The organism is Protofrankia sp. Cr2 (assembly GCF_963555885.1).
In the GTDB taxonomy this organism is placed as follows: domain Bacteria; phylum Actinomycetota; class Actinomycetes; order Frankiales; family Frankiaceae; genus Protofrankia.
This window is the reverse complement of sequence record NZ_CAUVXG010000023.1, coordinates 55,015-72,639: the sequence shown is the minus strand read 5'-3', so window position 1 is coordinate 72,639 and position 17,625 is coordinate 55,015. Positions and strand designations below refer to the sequence as shown.

General features: G+C 68.0%; 19 protein-coding genes. 2 read left to right on the top strand and 17 right to left on the bottom strand.

Translation table 11 applies throughout. The features are described from left to right. From U9978_RS12920 to dxr, 9 genes are all read right to left on the bottom strand, one after another. The coding region (locus U9978_RS12920) for an HAD family hydrolase (protein WP_416210948.1) at positions 1–468 on the bottom strand (468 nt) is incomplete at its 3' end. Next, entirely contained in the window at positions 465–920 is a 456-nt protein-coding gene (locus tag U9978_RS12915) for an Rrf2 family transcriptional regulator (RefSeq protein ID WP_322761344.1), read from the bottom strand. The genes U9978_RS12915 and U9978_RS12920, both read right to left, overlap by 4 nt. A 59-nt stretch (positions 921–979) precedes the next feature. Then, positions 980–1,888: an ABC transporter permease gene (locus tag U9978_RS12910; protein WP_322761343.1), complete on the bottom strand. Its 909-nt coding sequence runs from the start codon at positions 1,886–1,888 to the stop codon at positions 980–982. After that, positions 1,878–2,639, bottom strand: a complete 762-nt coding sequence (locus tag U9978_RS12905) for an ABC transporter ATP-binding protein (protein WP_322761342.1) — start codon at positions 2,637–2,639, stop codon at positions 1,878–1,880. The genes U9978_RS12910 and U9978_RS12905 overlap by 11 nt, the downstream gene beginning before the upstream one ends. 42 nt (positions 2,640–2,681) lie before the next feature. After that, positions 2,682–3,779, bottom strand: coding sequence for an ABC transporter substrate-binding protein (locus U9978_RS12900; RefSeq protein ID WP_322761341.1), 1,098 nt, complete (start codon positions 3,777–3,779; stop codon positions 2,682–2,684). 134 nt (positions 3,780–3,913) lie between these two features. After that, positions 3,914–4,765, bottom strand: coding sequence for a GNAT family N-acetyltransferase (locus tag U9978_RS12895; RefSeq protein WP_322761340.1), 852 nt, complete (start codon positions 4,763–4,765; stop codon positions 3,914–3,916). Between the two features lie 21 nt (positions 4,766–4,786). Next, positions 4,787–5,941 (bottom strand): flavodoxin-dependent (E)-4-hydroxy-3-methylbut-2-enyl-diphosphate synthase, encoded by a 1,155-nt coding sequence (gene ispG / locus U9978_RS12890; RefSeq protein WP_322761339.1) that lies wholly within the window; start codon positions 5,939–5,941, stop codon positions 4,787–4,789. Between the two features lie 146 nt (positions 5,942–6,087). Further along, a complete protein-coding gene (locus U9978_RS12885) occupies positions 6,088–7,281 on the bottom strand; it encodes a site-2 protease family protein (RefSeq protein ID WP_322761338.1) in 1,194 nt (397 codons plus the stop codon). A gap of 54 nt (positions 7,282–7,335) precedes the next feature. Further along, positions 7,336–8,577: a 1-deoxy-D-xylulose-5-phosphate reductoisomerase gene (gene dxr / locus U9978_RS12880; protein ID WP_322761337.1), complete on the bottom strand. Its 1,242-nt coding sequence runs from the start codon at positions 8,575–8,577 to the stop codon at positions 7,336–7,338. Between the two features lie 288 nt (positions 8,578–8,865). Here dxr and U9978_RS12875 point away from each other — a divergent pair, with 288 nt between their 5' ends. Then, positions 8,866–9,204, top strand: coding sequence for a hypothetical protein (locus U9978_RS12875; protein ID WP_322761336.1), 339 nt, complete (start codon positions 8,866–8,868; stop codon positions 9,202–9,204). Between the two features lie 55 nt (positions 9,205–9,259). Here the strand turns inward: U9978_RS12875 and U9978_RS12870 are convergent, their stop codons facing one another. The 7 genes from U9978_RS12870 to rpsB all read right to left on the bottom strand — a co-directional run bounded on the left by U9978_RS12870 (position 9,260) and on the right by rpsB (position 15,692). Beyond that, positions 9,260–10,420: a PHB depolymerase family esterase gene (locus U9978_RS12870; RefSeq protein WP_322761335.1), complete on the bottom strand. Its 1,161-nt coding sequence runs from the start codon at positions 10,418–10,420 to the stop codon at positions 9,260–9,262. Then, positions 10,401–11,546 (bottom strand): 23S rRNA (adenine(2503)-C(2))-methyltransferase RlmN, encoded by a 1,146-nt coding sequence (gene rlmN / locus U9978_RS12865; protein ID WP_322761334.1) that lies wholly within the window; start codon positions 11,544–11,546, stop codon positions 10,401–10,403. Before rlmN ends, U9978_RS12870 begins: the two co-directional genes overlap by 20 nt. A 20-nt stretch (positions 11,547–11,566) precedes the next feature. Continuing rightward, on the bottom strand, positions 11,567–12,424 hold the full coding sequence (locus U9978_RS12860) for a phosphatidate cytidylyltransferase (protein ID WP_322761333.1): 858 nt from the start codon (positions 12,422–12,424) through the stop codon (positions 11,567–11,569). A 125-nt stretch (positions 12,425–12,549) separates the two neighbouring features. Next, on the bottom strand, positions 12,550–13,107 hold the full coding sequence (frr, locus tag U9978_RS12855; RefSeq protein WP_322761332.1) for a ribosome recycling factor: 558 nt from the start codon (positions 13,105–13,107) through the stop codon (positions 12,550–12,552). Then, positions 13,104–13,895, bottom strand: a complete 792-nt coding sequence (gene pyrH, locus U9978_RS12850) for a UMP kinase (protein ID WP_416210947.1) — start codon at positions 13,893–13,895, stop codon at positions 13,104–13,106. Before pyrH ends, frr begins: the two co-directional genes overlap by 4 nt. A gap of 108 nt (positions 13,896–14,003) precedes the next feature. After that, positions 14,004–14,618, bottom strand: a complete 615-nt coding sequence (gene tsf, locus U9978_RS12845; RefSeq protein WP_322761331.1) for a translation elongation factor Ts — start codon at positions 14,616–14,618, stop codon at positions 14,004–14,006. A gap of 135 nt (positions 14,619–14,753) precedes the next feature. Then, positions 14,754–15,692: a 30S ribosomal protein S2 gene (gene rpsB, locus U9978_RS12840; RefSeq protein WP_322761330.1), complete on the bottom strand. Its 939-nt coding sequence runs from the start codon at positions 15,690–15,692 to the stop codon at positions 14,754–14,756. Between the two features lie 346 nt (positions 15,693–16,038). On the opposite strand from rpsB, the gene U9978_RS12835 reads away from it, so the two are divergent. Next, a complete protein-coding gene (locus U9978_RS12835; RefSeq protein ID WP_322761329.1) occupies positions 16,039–16,590 on the top strand; it encodes a M23 family metallopeptidase in 552 nt (183 codons plus the stop codon). A gap of 25 nt (positions 16,591–16,615) precedes the next feature. Here the strand turns inward: U9978_RS12835 and U9978_RS12830 are convergent, their stop codons facing one another. Beyond that, positions 16,616–17,575, bottom strand: a complete 960-nt coding sequence (locus tag U9978_RS12830) for a tyrosine recombinase XerC (protein WP_322761328.1) — start codon at positions 17,573–17,575, stop codon at positions 16,616–16,618. Between the last annotated feature and the right edge of the window lie 50 nt (positions 17,576–17,625).

The window sequence follows — 17,625 nt, the reverse complement described above, 5'->3', positions numbered from 1 at the left end:
GACCCGGGCGTCGAACAGGTCCAGGAGGCCGTCTCGGGCAAGCCATCGTGAGTGCCATGAGCGAGGCCAGTGCGTGTTGGTCAGCAGCCCGATCCGCAACCCCCGGGTCCGCACCAGATGCAGCAACAGCAGCGCGTCCGGGTCGCACACCGTGTGGGGAGTCCAGGCGCACAGGTCACGGCTGGCCGCGACCCGGTGCACGGCGCCGGCCACGTCGAGCCCGACCGCCGCCGACGCCACCGCGAGCAGCTCCGTGACCGTTCCGCTGCGGCCCGATACGCCGGCCGTCGCCCACCACTGCTGTTCGGAGCCCTCCAGCGCCCGGGTCAGCTCCCGCGCGTCACCCGGGGCGAGGTCGCGCGCCACGACCCGCCAGAGATCCAGCAGGTCCACGTCGTGGAAGGGGGTCAGGGTGCCACCCCAGTCAAAGACCACCGCCTCAACAGCCGACGCGACCCCGGCGGTCACCGGGCGACCCACGCGTCCCGGTCCCGACCGAGCTCACAGACGATGGGCGGCAGATGCCCGCTGGCGACATCCGCGAGCGTGACCTCCTCAAGGACCCGACGCAGGCTGACCCGCACCGCGATCCACACATCCTGCAGGTGCTTGGCGGCGCCCTCGTAGACCGCATCCTCCGGCCGACGGCCCCGGACGCTGGCCAACGGACCGTCGGTGGCACGGATCACCATCGCAATGGTGATCTCATCGGCTGGTCGACAGAGCCGGTAACCGCCGTCGGCGCCACGTCTACTCAACACCAGACCACTCCGCCGAAGATCGGTGAGGATGTTCTCCAGAAACCGCAGCGGCAGGTCCTGCGCGGTCGCCAGGCTCTCACCCTTCACGAGCTCACCGTCGGAGGCTGCCAGCGTCAACAGTGCGCGCAGGGCATAGTCGGCTCGTGCGGAGATCTGCATATCTCCATCTTGCCGGTCATGGTCCCAGCGCGCCCCACACGGGGTACCATCGGTCGATCTCAGCCCGACTGTTCAGGCAGGAGCCCGCGGCGGGCGCGCATCCGGCGGTCCACGGTGTTGAACGCGGCGTCCACGAGCACCCCGATCGCGAAGATCGTCAACATGGACGCGATCACACCGGTCGCCTCCAGGAACTGGCGGCTGTTCTCCAGATCCGAACCGATGGACGGATGACCGGGCACGATGACCAGCAACTCACCCGCCATCAGGCTCCGCCAGGCGAACGCCCAGCCCTGTTTGAGCCCGGCCACCACCGACGGCAGGGCCGCCGGTGCCACCACGAGCCGGTACAGTTTCAGGCCTCGCGCGCCCATGGTCTGGCCGAGCCTGGTCAGCAGCGGCGGGACATAGTCGATACCGCTGATGACACCGTTGGCGACCGACGGCGCCGCACCGAGTACGACGACGAAGAGAATCGCCCCTTCGGTGAGCCTGAACAGCAGGATCGCCAGTGGGAACCAGACGATGGAGGGCATCGTCTGCAACGCTGTGATGAACGAGCCGACCGCGGTCCGCAACAGGGCGAACCGGGACACGGCCAGACCGACGACAGCACCGATCAGGACCGCCAGGGCGTACCCGACAAAAGCGCGCTGCATGGTACGGGCGAAGGCGGCCCAGAAGTCCCCACTCACCACCCGGTGGCCGAGCTCCGGCAACGCCTCGTCCGGGCCGGGTAGGACATAGGTTGGCTTCCAGCCGGTCCACACCACGATCTGCCACAACAACAGAAAAATCGCCACAGCGGCCAACTTCGGCCAGGTCGCCGACCACATCCGCAGTGCGAGCGGACGGCCGGGCGCCGCCACGGTCTCCAGGGCGTCGAGCCCGGCAAGAGCCGCATCGGTCGATGTGGTCGTCGCCGGCCCGCGCAGCGTATCGGGTCCGATGGTCGTATCAGTGGCCATGACGACTCACCTCCGCACGCAACCGGGCAGTGATCGTCGCGGCGAGCGCGGCCACGTCCGGTGCGTCGATGCGACGCGGGCGGTCGATCCCGACGTCGAAGATCTCAGCCACCCGCCCCGGCCGGCTCGACAGCAGCACGATGCGATCCCCCAGCCGCACCGCCTCACGCACGTCGTGGGTGACGAACAGGACGGTGACCCCGGTTTCGCGCCAGATCCGCTCCAGCTCGTCATGCAGCAGGTCCCGCGTCATCGCGTCGAGCGCGCCGAAGGGCTCGTCCATACACAGGATGTCGGCTTCCTGCGCGAACGTTCTGGCCAGGCTGACCCGCTGGCGCATGCCGCCGGAAAGCTCATGCGGCCGCTTGTCGGCCAGACCGGCCAGGCGAACCATGGTGAGGAGCTCGTCGACCCGGACCCGGCGATCGGCTCTGGGGACACCCCTGATCTTCATCGGCAGCGCGATGTTGCCCCCGGCGGTGAGCCACGGCAACAGGGCCGAATCCTGGAACATCATGCCGACCCTGCGGCCACCGACGTCGACCATGCCCGAACTCGGTCGGTCGATGCCGGCAAGAATGCCCAGGAGCGTTGATTTCCCGCAGCCGGACGCGCCCAACAGACACACGAACTCCCCTGGGCGCGCATCAAAGGAGACGTCGTCAAGCGCCTGGACCCGGTGCGGGCCGGACCCGAAGGTCCGACTCACACCGGCGATCCGTACCGCTCTCGTGTCGATGACGGCGGTCACGAAATCTTCTCCCCTGTTAGGGCCTGTCTGGTGGATCTGCGTCTACTTCACCGCGACAGCCGGTTTGCCCTGTGCGGTCAGCACCGCGTTCAGGGTTGCCACATCGAAAATCCCGTCGAGACTCGCCTTGGTGATCAGTCCGAGCTCCTGGGCATGATCGGCCGATGTGACCACTGAAGACGCGATCGGGTCGGAAGTGAATGTCAGCCGCTTCCATGCCGGCACGATCACGGCGTCCGCCAGGGGCTTGCCGGTGAGCTTCGCCAGTCCCTGGTTGGTGACCTGTTGCGCCTTGGCAGGGTCCGCACCCAGCGCATTGATCGAGGCGACGTTCGCCGCCACCAGCCGCTTGACGATCTCCGGGTTACTCGTCGCGTAGTCGGTGCGCACAACCAGCACGGTGGTGGTGAACCTGCCGTCGGGCCACTGCGAAGCCTCGTCCACCAGCAGTTTCCCGCCATCGGCGACCATCCGGGACAGCGTGGGCTCGGGCACCCAGGCACCGTCTACGGCACCTGACTTGAACGCGTCCACCGTCACCGCGTTGTCCTGCGGACGGACCTGAACGTCGCCGCCGCCGTTCTTGTCGGTGGCCAGGCCATGCTGCTTGAGGTAATACCGCAGCGCGACATCCTGGGTGTTGGCGAGACCGGGAGTCGCGATGGTCTTGCCGCGCAGCTGGTCGACCGAGGTGATGTCGCTCTTCACCACGAGGCCGGCCCCACCGGAGGTCGCGCCCGAGATGACGCGCAGCGCCGCACCCTTGGATTTGACAAAAGCGTTGACCGCGGGATTAGGCCCGATGTACCCGGCGTCGAGCGAACCGGACAGGATCGCTTCGGCCTCCTGCGTACCCGAGTTGAACGTCGTGGTTTCGATCTTCACCCCCGGGCCGAGCGTGGCCGCAAAGATTCCCTGGTCAAGACCGTAGATGGCAGGTGCGTGAGTGAGGTTCGGAAAGTAACCGAGCCGCAGCGTCCCCGTCGGGCCGGGCGCCGAGCTTCCGGCCGAACCCGTGGCCGAACTCCCGGTCGACACGGTGTTGCCGTCTCCCCCGCTCGAGCAGGCCGGTGCCGCCAACGCCAACGCGCCGGCCGCGAGCAGTGGCGTGATCCGACGCCACAGCCTCCTCGATGACATGTGCCTTCCCCCCAGTTGTGGTGTCTCACCGCAACGACGCCCCACGGCGTCATGCAAACCGATCGAAGTCATCGGAAAACTGAGCATGCCAGAGGAAGGCCCGGGACGCCATCCCCGGCCCGGGGACGAATGGATCAGAACAGGACCGACGCGAAGGTACCGACCCGGTAGAAACCAATCCGGTCATAGGCCTGGCGCGCGGGGTGATTGAACTCATTGACATACAGGCTGACAACAGGCGCGAGAGTCGCCTGCGCGATCGCCACCACGCTCGCGGTACCGGCCGCTCCCAGGCCCCTGCCCCGTAGCTCCGGGGTCACCCAGACCCCCTGGATCTGACAGACGTCTCCAGCCACCGCACCGATCTCGGCCTTGAACACGACCCGCCCGTCTTCGATGCGGGCAAAGGAACGACGGCGGCTGACGAACTCGGCGATCCGGGCCCGATAGAGGGCCCCGCCGTCGGCGAGTACCGGAGACACCCCGATCTCCTCGGTGAACATCGCCACACACGCCGGCAACAGCAGGTCCAACTCGTCCGGACGGACGTGACGCACGGCGGGGTCGGGAGCCACCGCGGGGGGCTCGGAGATCGCCAACAGCGGTTGGTCCGTCCTGATCTCACGGGCCGGTCCCCATACCGGTTCCAGATACCGCCACATGACCTGCACCGCATCTGCCACACCGACGATCGAGGAACATCGACGGCCCTGGCGGCGGGCCCGCTCGGCGAACGCCTTCGCCGAAGCCGGACCCGCCGCGACAGGCCAGAGGTTCGCGCCTGAGTAGCACACGGCGGCAAGGCGGCCGTCCACCAGATGGCCCCACATCTGGGCACCCAACCGCCAGGGCGCGAGTCCGCAGGCCTCCACCCGGGACGCGACGAACACGTCTGCGATCGGGTTACGCGCGAGCAGCTCCCGTACCGCAGGCAGATCGTGGTCGTCAAGCAGGCGGGTGGCCGCGGAGCGGAGCGGAAGGCCCATGGTCACAAACGCCGGGCGCTCTTACCCGACCGACACCGAAGGCCCGCCGGGTGCCGCCCCGTCGGCCTCCATCTGCTCGGCCAGCCGCATGGCCTCCTCGATCAGGGTCTCGACGATCTGCGCTTCGGCAACGGTCTTGACAACCTCGCCCCGGACGAAGATCTGACCCTTGCCGTTGCCGGAGGCAACCCCGAGATCGGCCTCGCGAGCCTCGCCCGGCCCGTTCACCACGCAGCCCATGACGGCGACGCGCAGTGGCACCGTCATTCCCTCCAGCCCAGCGGTGACTTCTTCGGCCAGCTTGTAGACGTCGACCTGTGCCCGACCGCAGGACGGACACGAAACGATCTCCAGGGTACGCTGACGCATCCCCAGGGACGCGAGAATGCCGATGCCGACCTTGACCTCCTCGATGGGGGGCGCGGACAGCGACACCCGCAAGGTGTCACCGATGCCCTCCGACAGCAAGGCACCGAAGGCCACGGCCGACTTGACGGTGCCCTGGAAGGCCGGACCGGCCTCGGTGACACCCAGATGCAGCGGGTAGTCGCAACGCTGCGCGAGCAACCGGTAAGCCTGGATCATCACGACCGGGTCGTGGTGCTTCACGGAAATCTTGATGTCGGTGAAGCCGTGCTCCTCGAACAGGGAGCACTCCCACAGCGCCGACTCCACCAACGCCTCCGGGGTCGCCCGTCCGTACTTGGCCAGCAGGCGCTTGTCCAACGACCCCGCGTTCACCCCGATCCGGATGGGCGTGGCAGCGGCGCCGGCGGCGCGAGCGATCTCCCCGACCTTGTCGTCGAACGCCTTGATGTTCCCGGGGTTAACCCGGACCGCGGCGCAGCCCGCATCAATCGCGGCGAAGACGTATTTCGGCTGGAAGTGGATGTCTGCGATCACCGGGATCGGCGACTTCTTCGCGATGGCGGCCAGCGCGTCCGCATCGTCCTGGCTGGGGACGGCCACTCGCACGATCTGGCAACCGGCGGCGGTGAGCTCCGCGATCTGCTGCAGGGTGGAGTTGACATCCGAGGTGAGTGTGGTGGTCATGGACTGGACGGAGACCGGCGCGTCCCCGCCGACCGGCACCGTGCCGACCTGGATCTGCTTGCTACGACGCCGGGTGGCGAGCGGGAGGGCCGGCGCCTCGGGCATGCCGAGAGTTACTGTCACGATGTCCTCACTGGCGTGTCGATGGTCGGAAGCTGGACAAAAGACTGACCCGCAAAGCGCTCTAAGCCCGCCGAGCCAGCGGCGATGCGGTCTCGCTGACAGCAGACCACCATCTAGCTCCTTCTCCGCCGTACAAGAGCGGGAGGCTAGTTGAAACTAATCGGATTGACGATGTCGGCGGATAGGATGATCAGACTCAGGAGCACGAAAAACGCGACCATCGCGTATGCCGCGGGCAGGAGCTTCACGAGGTCGACCCGTTTGACCGGTCCCCGATAGCCGGTCAACCGGCGCACCCCGTGCCGCGCCTGCTCGAAGCCGAGAACCGCCAGATGCCCGCCATCGAGCGGGAACAGCGGCAGCAGGTTGAACAGGCCGACCGCCAGGTTGACCCCCGCTACCAGCACCAGGAAGTCACCGATCCGCTGGGCGACGGACACGTCCTGTGCCGACAGCAACTCACCACCGGCCCGTGCCGCACCGACCACACCGACCAGACCGTTGGCGTTGCGATCCTCGCCGAAGAGGTTGGTGAGGTCACCGAGTCGGTGGACCAGCGTGTCGTACATCCCGGTGACGCCGCTGCCAAGGATGCGCGCGGTCCTCGGGATGGCCGAGATCGGGTTGTACCGCACAACGTCGTAGCCCTGTGCGATGCCGATCGCCCCAACCTGATCGTCGCCAGCCAACCCGGTCTGACGGTCACGCCGGGCCGAGACCAGATCAGGTCGTAGCGTCACGGCCTGTCCGTCCCGGTCGACCACGAGGGTCGCAGGCCCCGGGCCATGATCACGAATGAGGCGGGTGAACTGGCTCCAGTCCCTGATCGTCGTCCCGTCGAAACTCACGACCCGATCACCCACGCGCACACCCGCGAGCTCGGCCGGACCCACCAGCGCCTGCGGGGCACACTGCCCGGCCACCGGCACGCAGACCGTCCGGCCGACCTTGTTCGCGCTGGGATGCAAGGTGCCGAGAAGCAGCAACACGCTGTAAATCAGAACGAGGGCGATGACGAAGTGCATGAACGACCCGGCCGCGAGTACGACCGCCCGCTGGCGGGCCGGCCGGGTGTGGAACGCCCGGTCGGCGTCAGCCGGATCAATCTCCTCGAGCGGGGTCATCCCCTCGATCTTGACGAATCCCCCGGCCGGAAGCGCCTTGATCCCGTACTCGGTTTCACCCCGGGTACGCGACCACAACGTCGGGCCGAATCCGACGAAGAATTTCGAGGCCTTCATGCCATAGTGACGTGCCGTCATGAAGTGACCGGCCTCGTGCAGGACGATAGAGACGATCAGAGCCAAGGCGAACGCGACGATGCCAATCGCGTTGGTCATGGTGCGATCACACCCCGATCACGGCGCTGGAGAATGTCGCATCGTACCTCAGCGTCACGAAATCATCACTGTCCGATCGACTCCTTGATCGATGAGAGCGCGCACCTGTTCGCGCGCCTCCTGCTCAGTGCTCAACACCTCATCCAGGCTCGGACGTTGCATCACCGTGTGCGACATGACCACCTCGGCCACAACGTCGACGATGCGTACGAACGGCAGGCGGTGTCCGAGGAAGGCCGCCACGGCCTCCTCGTTGGCGGCATTGAAGACCGCGGGCGCGGTCCCGCCGCGGCGCCCGGTCTCCCGGGCGAGATCCACCGCCGGAAACGCGACCGCGTCCAGGGGCTCGAAGGTCAACGACTGGGCCCGCCGCCAATCCATCGGGGCCTGTGCATCGGCTACCCGATCGGGCCACCCCAGGGCCAGGGCGATAGGCAGGCGCATGTCGGGCGGGGAGACCTGCGCCAACGTCGACCCGTCGACGAACTCGACCATCGAGTGCACCAGCGACTGCGGGTGGACGACGACGTCGATGTCGTCATAGGGCACGCCGAAGAACAGATGCGCCTCGATCAGCTCGAGGCCCTTGTTCATGAGGGTAGCCGAATTGATCGTGACGAGCGGCCCCATGTCCCAGGTGGGGTGCGCCAGCGCCTGCTGCGTGCTCACCTGGCCCAGTTCGGCGCGGGAGCGGCCCCGAAACGGCCCGCCGCTGGCGGTGAGGACGAGCTTGCGAACCTCCGCGGCCCGGCCGCCGCGCAGGCACTGGGCCAGCGCCGAATGCTCGGAGTCCACCGGAACGAGCCGGGAAGGATCGCCCTCCAGCGCGTCAAGGACAAGGGGACCACCGGCGACCAGTGACTCCTTGTTGGCAAGTGCCACCGTGCGACCGGCCCGCAACGCGGCCAGCGTGGGTGCGAGGCCCACCGAACCGGTGATGCCGTTGAGCACGACATCGCAGGGCCACGCGGCGATCTCCGTGGCTCCGTCCGGTCCGGTGAGAATCTTCGGGATGGCGTACTCGCCCTTGCGGAAACCCCGCCGGGATGCCTCCGCGTAGAAGGCGAGCTGTAGATCCTGCGCGGCGCAGGCACGGGCTACCCCAACGGCCTCGACACCCAGGTCAAGGGCCTGAGCGGCCAGCAGGTCGACCCTTGCCCCACCGCCGGTCAGCGCGACCACGCGGAACCGGTCGGGATTGCGTTTCACCACATCTATGGCTTGGGTCCCTATCGAACCAGTCGAACCAAGCAGGACAACCTCGCGCGGCACCGGGGTCTCGACCACGTCGACCATTGTCGCAGGCGCCCGGAGGGCACGCCCACACCTGTTCGCCAGCCGACACCCGACCCTGCCTGGGCAGGACTCCTACGCCCGAAAAGGGACGGTGGTCATCAATAAAGTGTTATTTAGCACAGCTCCACCGCGTCGTGCACCGGGCACCCGCCTTTGCACATGCAAAGTGTCATCGCACTGGTACGCACCGTCCTCGCGCGTTCCCGGGAAACAGCTGACCCGGTTAGCTCAGGTTCATCCAGGCTGAGGTTCATCCACAGCCAAGGCCCTGACCCCAGGAGGCCGCGAGTGCCACCAGCCGACCGCACGTATCCCGTCCGCCACCATCACCTGGACCAGCACCTGGACCGTCGCCGAGGCCGCATCCCACCGGTGCGACACACGGCCACCCGCACCCGACGTTTCCACGTGTACGACCGCGACGGCGAGGTGATCGCTTCCTTCGACGACTGGGACACCGCGCACGCATGGGCGCACGAGCAGGCCACCGACCCGGCCATCCGGACCCCTCTCGACGTCGACGACCGCCCGAACCGCATCACCCGACGGGTGCACGCACGCGGGTGTGAATTCATCGCCTGGGAGCCCGTGGCACGCCTGTCGATCGGCTGCGAACACCATGGCTGACGAACACCATGGCTGACGAACAGCGGAGTTGAGGCCGATGGCGCGGACCGTACGGCTATCGCGGGGGCGGTGCGGCGGTGCTCGGCACCGGAGTGGCCGGCGCGGGCGTCGGATGCCCACGGAAGAAGGCGAAGGCGACCTCGGTGGCGCTGAACTGCGCACGCGCCGCGCCCTTGGGAGGGTCTGCATCCGGATCGGGCCAGACGTGGCCACCACCCACGCTTGCCAACAGGCCCACGTCACGGCCGGCGGGACAGGACGTGAACACCAACCGCCGAAGAGCGGTGGTGTCCCGCATCCACGCGCTGGCCGGCCCACAGCCGACGAATCCGGCGTAACGGTCGAGGCGGGCCTGCATCGGCTGTGCCTGAGTGCCCTCGAAGGGTGCGGGACGATCCGCTCCCCCGCCCTCCAGCGGCGTCACCGGGTCGCTGGTTCCGTTGATCGCCAGCAGGCTCGGCGCGGGGCCCGAACAGCTGGCGGGCAGGACTGCGAAGGCCACTGGCATGACCGCGGCGAAGATCCCCGGCAGCTCGCAGGCCGCCGTCACAGCCATGTCCGCGCCGTCGGCCAGGCCGGTGGCGAACACCCTGCGGCTGTCCAGGCACATCCGGGTGCCCAGGTCACCGATGAGCGCAGCCACGAACGCCACGTCGTCCGGTCCGATGGTGGCCCGGCGCGGGAAGTTCCAGCGGCCGTTCACGCCGTCCGGGGTGACAACCACATAACCCGTCCTGGTACCGATCGCCGCCAGATGGGCGTAGCGCTCCAGCGCGGCCGGGGCCTCCCCGAAGGCGTGAAAGGCGAGGACGAGCGGTAGCGCTCGGGCGCCTGCGTCGACGGCGGGAACCGCCAGCTGGTAGGTGCGGGTGTCCGCCCCGACCTGGACCGACTGCCGGCTCGACCCGGCCGCGATGGTCCTGCCGGTCACACATCCGCTCGGCGCGGTCGGCGACGGCGCCGTTGGTCGTGCCCCGGTAGCGCCGGGCGTACCCGCGGCGGTACCGGCGGGGCCAGCGCCGTCAGCGCCGCCCGCACCCGCTGACTGCCCCACCCTGGTCTGCAGGCCGGGATCGTCCCCACCGAAGTAGAGGACCAGCCCGATGATGATCAGAATGGCCCCGGCCGCCGCCGTCACCGGAACCCAGCGCGGGTTGCGGTGACGGCGGGCGACAGAGCGACGGGACGAGCGGCGGTCACCCGGCGGCACTGTCACTCCGGTCCGACCCGTCAGCCGCCAGCTGCCCACACGCTGCCGCGATGTCGCGTCCCCTCGTATCGCGCACAGTCGCAGCGATTCCGCGCCGGCGTAGCCGACGGACGAACTCCCGCTCCCGGCCCCGTTCGCTGGCCCGCCACGACACCGCCCGGGTCGGGTTGAGGGGAATCAGATTGACGTGCGCAAGCCGACCGGCGAGGAGCCCGGCCAGGGCATCGGCGCGTTCCGGCTGGTCGTTGACGTCGTCGATCAGCGCATACTCGATGCTCACCCGGCGTCCGGTCACCTCGGCGTACTCCCAGGCCGCGGCGAGTACCTCCGCCACGGGCCAGCGCCTGTTCACCGGGACGAGGCGATCACGCAACTCGTCGTCGGGTGCGTGCAGGGAAACCGCCAGCGTCACCGGCAGGCCTGTCCCCGCCAGCCGGCGTATCGCCGGCACCAACCCGACCGTGCTCACGGTGATCGACCGTGCCGACAGCCCCAGGCCCACCGGTGCCGGGCCACTGAGTATCCGCAACGCGGCGATCACGGTGGCGTAGTTGGCCAGCGGCTCGCCCATACCCATGAACACGACGTTCGACAGCCTGGTCGGGCCGCCCGCAAGCTCGCCGCGGACGAGCGTCCGGGCCGCCGCGACCACCTGGTCCACGATCTCGGCCGTGGACAGGTTGCGGGTGAGCCCGCCCTGGCCGGTCGCGCAGAACGGACAACCCATCCCGCACCCGGCCTGGCTGGACACGCAGACCGTGGACCGGTCGGGATAGCGCATCAGAACCGACTCGATCAACACGCCGTCAAAGGCCCGCCACAGCGTCTTGCGCGTGTCTCCGCCATCACAACTCATGACGTTCACCGGTGTCAGCAGCACCGGTAGCAGCGCTTCCACAAGGCCGGAGCGAGACGCGACGGGAAGATCCGTCATCGCCTCCGCATCGTCGGCGCACAGATGTCTGGCGAAATAATGGCGGGAGATCTGGTCGGCCCGGAAGGCCGGCTCGCCCAGGGACACGGCCAGCTCGCGGCGCTGCTCGACGGTGAGGTCAGCGAGATGGCGGGGTGGGTGCACCCGCGCGGAGCGGACCAGCGGTAGCGGCGCCGATGCGGCGGAGGAATCGGTCATGACCCCTCCAGTCTGCCAGGTCACGATGGTGGCGCGAAGGCGGTGATCAGCAACCAGGCAACGGGCGCCGTACACAGCACCGAGTCCAACCGGTCCATTATCCCGCCATGGCCCGGCAGCAGGTTGCCCATGTCCTTGATGCCGATGTCCCTCTTGAGCAACGATTCGCCCAGGTCACCGACGGTCGCCGTGCAGGCGATCGCGATGCCGAGCACCGCCCCCTGCCAGAGAGCGGCATGCAGGGGCCAGGCCATCGAGACGCTGGCGACGATCACGCATACGACGACGGAACCGGCGAAGCCCTCCCAGGACTTACCCGGCGACACCGTCGGGGCGAGCTTGTGCCGCCCACCCGAGAGCACACCCGCGGTGTACCCGCCGATGTCACTGGCCGCGGCGGTAGCCAGGAAAGCGACCACGCGGCGCGGCCCGTCCGGCGGGCTGGTCAGCAGGGCTGCGAAGCCGGCCGGGAGACCGATATACGCCGCGCAGAACACCCCGGCCGCCATGTCGGTCAACAGGTGCTGGTCAGAATAGGCGAGCCGCCAAGCGGTCGTTACGACGACCGTCGCGGCCAGGGCCAGCACCAGACCGGAGGTACCGGTGAGGTAGGCCACCGCCGGCATGGCCGCCGTCCCCACCGCGAGCGGCGCCAGAGCGATCCTTCTCCCGCACAGGCGCAACGCTCTGACCATCTCGAACTCGCCAACCGTGACAGCCGCGCAAATCACGGCGATCCACAGTGGACGCACCGTGAACAGGGGCACGATAATGATCAACGCCAGCACGATACCGACTATGATCGCCGCGGGAAGATCCCGACCTGCTCGCACCCGGCGCACCTCGAGCTCGCGGGTCGCATGTCCGACGCCCGTCACGCGATCCCCACCCAAGGCCCTGACCATGAACTTCTCTTACCGGCCGGGGCGACGGGCATGCACGATATCACCCTGGAACGTGTTCGACTCACGGCTGCGGACGGCAGCGTGCCTGTCTGCGTCGGTCAGACGGCAAGCAGCTCCGACTCCTTGTGCCGCAGCAACTCGTCCACCTGGCCGACATATCGATGAGTTGCCTCGTCCAGGTCCTTCTCCGCGCGCCGGCCCTCGTCCTCACCCGCATCGCCATCGCGGACGATGCGGTCGATGGCCTCCTTGGCGTGCCGGCGGACGTTGCGAATGCTGATCTTCGCATCCTCTGCCTTGGTCCGCGCGACCTTGGCGAGGTCCCGTCGCCGCTGCTCGGAGAGCTCGGGAAAGATGCACCGAATGATCGTTCCGTCGTTGCTCGGATTCACACCGAGGTCGGAGTCTCGGACGGCCTTTTCGACCGCCGCCAGCGAGCCCTTGTCGTACGGCGTGATGATCACCATTCGTGGTTCCGGAATGTGGAACGACGCCAGCTGGCTCACCGGCGTCGGCGCGCCGTAGTAGTCGACGAGAACCTTCGAGAACACCGAAGGAGTGATCCGCCCCGTCCGGATGTTGGCGAAGTCGTCCTTCGCGACCAGGACCGCCTTGTCCATCTTCTCCTCGGCCTCGAGGAGCACGTCGTCGATCACGATCGTCCTTCCGTCCCGCCCTCGTCCACACTGACCAGGGTGCCGATCTTCTCACCGCGGACGGCTCGCAATATGTTCCCCTCCGTCAGCAGGTCGAAAACCACGATCGGCAACCGATTGTCCATGCACAGGCTGATGGCCGTAGCGTCCATGACCTTCAGCCCGCGAGCCAGCACCTCGCCGTAGACGAGCGTGTCGAAACGAACCGCATGGGGGTTCGTCGTGGGGTCTGCGTCGTAGACACCGTCGACCTTGGTCGCTTTGAGAACAGCCTGCGCCTTGATCTCCAGAGCCCGTTGCGCGGCGGTGGTGTCCGTGGAGAAAAACGGTGCGCCCAGGCCCGCCCCGAAGATGACGACACGGCCCTTCTCCAGGTGTCGGATGGCCCGCAGCGGCAGGTACGGCTCGGCAACCTGGCCCATGGCGATCGCCGTCTGCACCCGGGTCACCACCCCCTGACGCTCCAGGACATCCTGCAGCGCCAGGCAGTTGATCACTGTAGCGAGCATCCCCATGTAGTCGGCCCTGGCACGGTCGACGCCACGTTCGGCAAGCCGCTGGCCGCGGAACATGTTGCCGCCGCCGACCACGACCGCGATCTCGATGCCGGTCCCGCTCGCTTCCGCGATCTGGCGTGCAATGGTCGCCACCGTGTCAGGGTCGATACCGAGAGGCTCGCCCCCGGCGAACGCCTCACCGGACAGCTTCAGCAGCACGCGATGCCAGCGCACATCCGTCAACTCACAACCGGCTGCAGTGCCTGCATCCCTGATGGCGTTCTCGGTCACGATCGGCCCCCTCGCCGTCAGCCGCGATCATCGGCCGGTGGACGTGCACTGCCAGCTAGTCTGCCCCACGCCTGTACGCAGGAGAATCTCGGGCGGTACGACGTGCGGTCAGGCCTGTTTGACGTTGAATCGGGCGAAACGACCAACCTCGATCTTTTCACCGAGGGCTGACCCGGCCTGTTCGAGCAGCGCCCGAATAGTGATCTTACCGTCCCGGACCCATGGCTGCTCAAGCAGGACCACCGACTTCACGTAACCGTTCAGCCGGCCTTCCACAATCTTCGGAAGGGCCAGCTCGGGCTTGCCCTCCTCGCGAGCGGCGGCCTCGTAGATCTTCTTTTCCTGCTCAAGAACCTCGTTCGGGATCTGCTCCGCGGTCACATAGAGCGGGTCGGCCGCCGCGATGTGTTGCGCGATGTCACGCCCAAGCTGCTTGAACTGGTCGGTCTTGGCAACGAAGTCAGTCTCGCATCTCAGTTCCAGCAGAACACCGATAGTCGGCGGCAACTGTGGGTCGGTCTTGTGCAGATAGGAGTCGACCAGACCATTCGAGGCACTGCGCCCGGCCCGCTTGGCAACCTGCGCCAAACCCTTCTCCCGGAGCCACGACCGGGCCTTCTCGAAGTCACCGTCGTTCTCGACGAGCGCTTTCTTGACGTCGCTCATTCCGGCACCGGTCAGTTCCCGGAGCTTGCGAATGTCAGCGGCTGTGATCTCTGCCATGGTGCTCTTCTCGTTCCGTCCGGCTGCTGGTGTTTGTGGGGACGCTGCTGGGACATGGCGCTGCTGGGACTCACGGGCTGGCGCGCTCGCGGACCCGACAGCGCCACGATCAGTTGGACACCGGTTTGGATCTTCTCAGACCCGGACGGTGGCAGCACCCACCGCGGTGACCGTGTCGGAATCGATCTGACCTGCGCCGTTGCGCTCGTGACTGGCATTCTGCTCGGACGTCGCCTCCGCGGCCACCGCCGGCTCGGCCACCGCCGGCTCGGCCACGACCGGCTCGGCCACGGCACTCTGGCCACGCAGAAGCTCTTCCTCCCACGCGGTCAGCGGCTCGCCGCCGGCTGCCACCTCGGGCTTGGCGTCCGTCGACGTCGACCCGCCCGCCCGGGAGCGCAGGCCGGCCGCCACGGCGTCGGCCACCACGCGGGTGAGCAGGGTCGCGCTGCGGATCGCGTCGTCGTTGCCAGGAATCGGGTAGTCGACCTCGTCCGGGTCACAGTTCGTGTCCAGAATCGCCACCACCGGAATTCCCAGCTTCCGCGCCTCGCCGACCGCGATGTGCTCTTTCTTCGTGTCGACGATCCAGACCGCGCTGGGCACACGGGCCATGTCGCGGATACCACCGAGGGTGCGCTCAAGCTTGGCCTTCTCGCGAGAAAGAACCAGCTGTTCCTTCTTCGTCCGGACCTCCGTACCGCCGGTGAGCTCGATTTCCTCAAGCTCCTTCAGCCGCTGGAGGCGCTTGTAAACCGTGGAGAAGTTCGTGAGCATGCCACCGAGCCAGCGCTCCTTGACATAGGGCATACCGACCCGCTGCGCCTGCTCCTCGATGGCCTCCTGGGCCTGCTTCTTGGTCCCGATGAACAGGACCGTACCGCCGTGGGCGACGGTCTCCTTCACGAAGTCGTAAGCACGGTCGATGTAGGACAGGGTCTGCTGCAGGTCGATGATGTAGATGCCATTGCGCTCGGTGAAGATAAAGCGCTTCATCTTCGGGTTCCAGCGCTTTGTCTGGTGCCCGAAGTGGACACCGCTTTCGAGCAACTGCTTCATGGTGACGACAGCCATGGCTAGTCGCTCCCTTCCGGCGCCGGACGGACCGGCGCACCTCGGTTACAGGCCCCGGCCGGCGACCGGGGCCCCTGACGCCCTGTTGGCCCCTACCACCGCGGGAACGGCGGACCGAGGAAGCCTTCCCCGCCATACCAGGAAGGTCGGCAGAGAAAGGGCGCGCGTATTCAGCTCGACGGCACGAGCCGTGTCCTCGATTCTACGCCCACCCGCACCGCGCTCCTGCGCGGGTTGTCCACAAGGGGATGTCCGCGCGTGACCGCAGGCGCTGCTGCAGGCACCGTGGCAATCGTGACCGGAGATCCGCACCGGCCCGAGGCCTCGAGTGAACCAAGGAGCCGTCATGATCCCGCTGCCCCGGCATCGAGCCCTCATCCTCGTCCTGGCCCTACTGGTCACCCTGATGGTCAGCCAATGGCCGCGCACGGTGGCCGACTTCCGCACGCTGGCGGCAACCGCTCCGTCGCCGGCACCTGCCCCAGCCCCAGCACGTTGGCGGGCACCGCTGGACGGCCCACTGATGATCGGTCGCGGCTTCGAGGCACCCGCGACGCCCTACGGACCGGGCCACCGCGGTGTCGACCTGGTAGGCAGGCCAGCCGCGGACGTGCGCGCCGCCGGTCCGGGAATCATCGCGTTCGCCGGCATGATCGCCGGGCGCGGCGTGATCACGATCAGTCACGGGGCACTGCGAACGACCTACGAGCCCGTCATTCCGGTTGTCCCCGCGGGTCGGTCAGTAGGCGCCGGTGAGATCATCGGCCGGCTCGTCGCGGGGCATCCGGGGTGTCCCGCCGACGCCTGCCTGCACTGGGGCCTGCTCGACGGATCCCGGTACCTCAATCCGCTCAGCCTGCTGCCGCACCGTCATCCCAGGCTGCTGCCACTGGCTTGAACCCGTCCCGTCGGACCGCTTGCCGTCAAGCCCGGGGGTGCCCCTGTTCATAAGCGGCCCGGAGCCGTTCCGGCGTGACGTGAGTGTAGATCTGCGTGGTCGCGGGACTTGCGTGCCCCAGCAGCTCCTGCACCGAGCGCAGATCGGCACCGCCTTCCAGCATGTGGGTGGCGGCGGCGTGCCGAAGGCCATGGGGGCTCGCAGATCGGGCGCTGCCAACCGCGGCCAGCCGGGCGCTGAGGATGCGACGGACCGTACGCGGGTCCAACCGGCGACCGCGGGCGCCGAGGAACAGCGCCCGGCCGCTACCGGGCACCGCGAACACAGGCCGGCCGGCGTCCAGCCAGGCCCGCAATGCGCGCCGTGCGGGCACGCCGAACGGAACCGCGCGCTCGTGTCCGCCCTTGCCCAGCACCCGCACGAGCCGCCGTTCGTCATCGACGTCGTCGAGGTCGAGACCACAGAACTCACCGACGCGGGTGCCGGTCGCGTACAGCAGTTCGACAACCGCGCCGTCCCGTGACCGGAGCGCATCCCGGCGTGGTCCGGCCGGTCCATCCTCGGCCTCCGTTCGCGGGTCCACCGCCAGCAGTTCCCACGCCTGGACGGCGCTCAGCACGGTCGGCAGCGTCGACGAGCGCCGGGGTCCTACAAGCCGATCGGCGACATCGACGGGCAGCCAGCCCCGCCTCGCCGCGAACGCGCTGAAGCCGCGGGCGACCGACGCCCGTCGGGCCACGGTCGTGGCGGCGGTGCCGGTAGCGCGCATCGCCGCGAGCCAGCCGCGCAGCACACCGAGATCGAGGTCCACCAGTTCGCAGCGCCCTACCCCACGGGCGTACGCGCATAGATTTCGGAGATCGACTGTGTAGGCACGCACCGTCTCCACCGACCGGTTCCGCTCGGTGGACAGGTACCTCCGGTAGGCGTCAACCGCGACGTCCCAGGTAACCGCATCCGCGCGAGCACCCGCCTCACCACCCATATGCCCGACCGTGCCCTGTCACGGCGGCCAGGTCAACAACGATCAGCTCA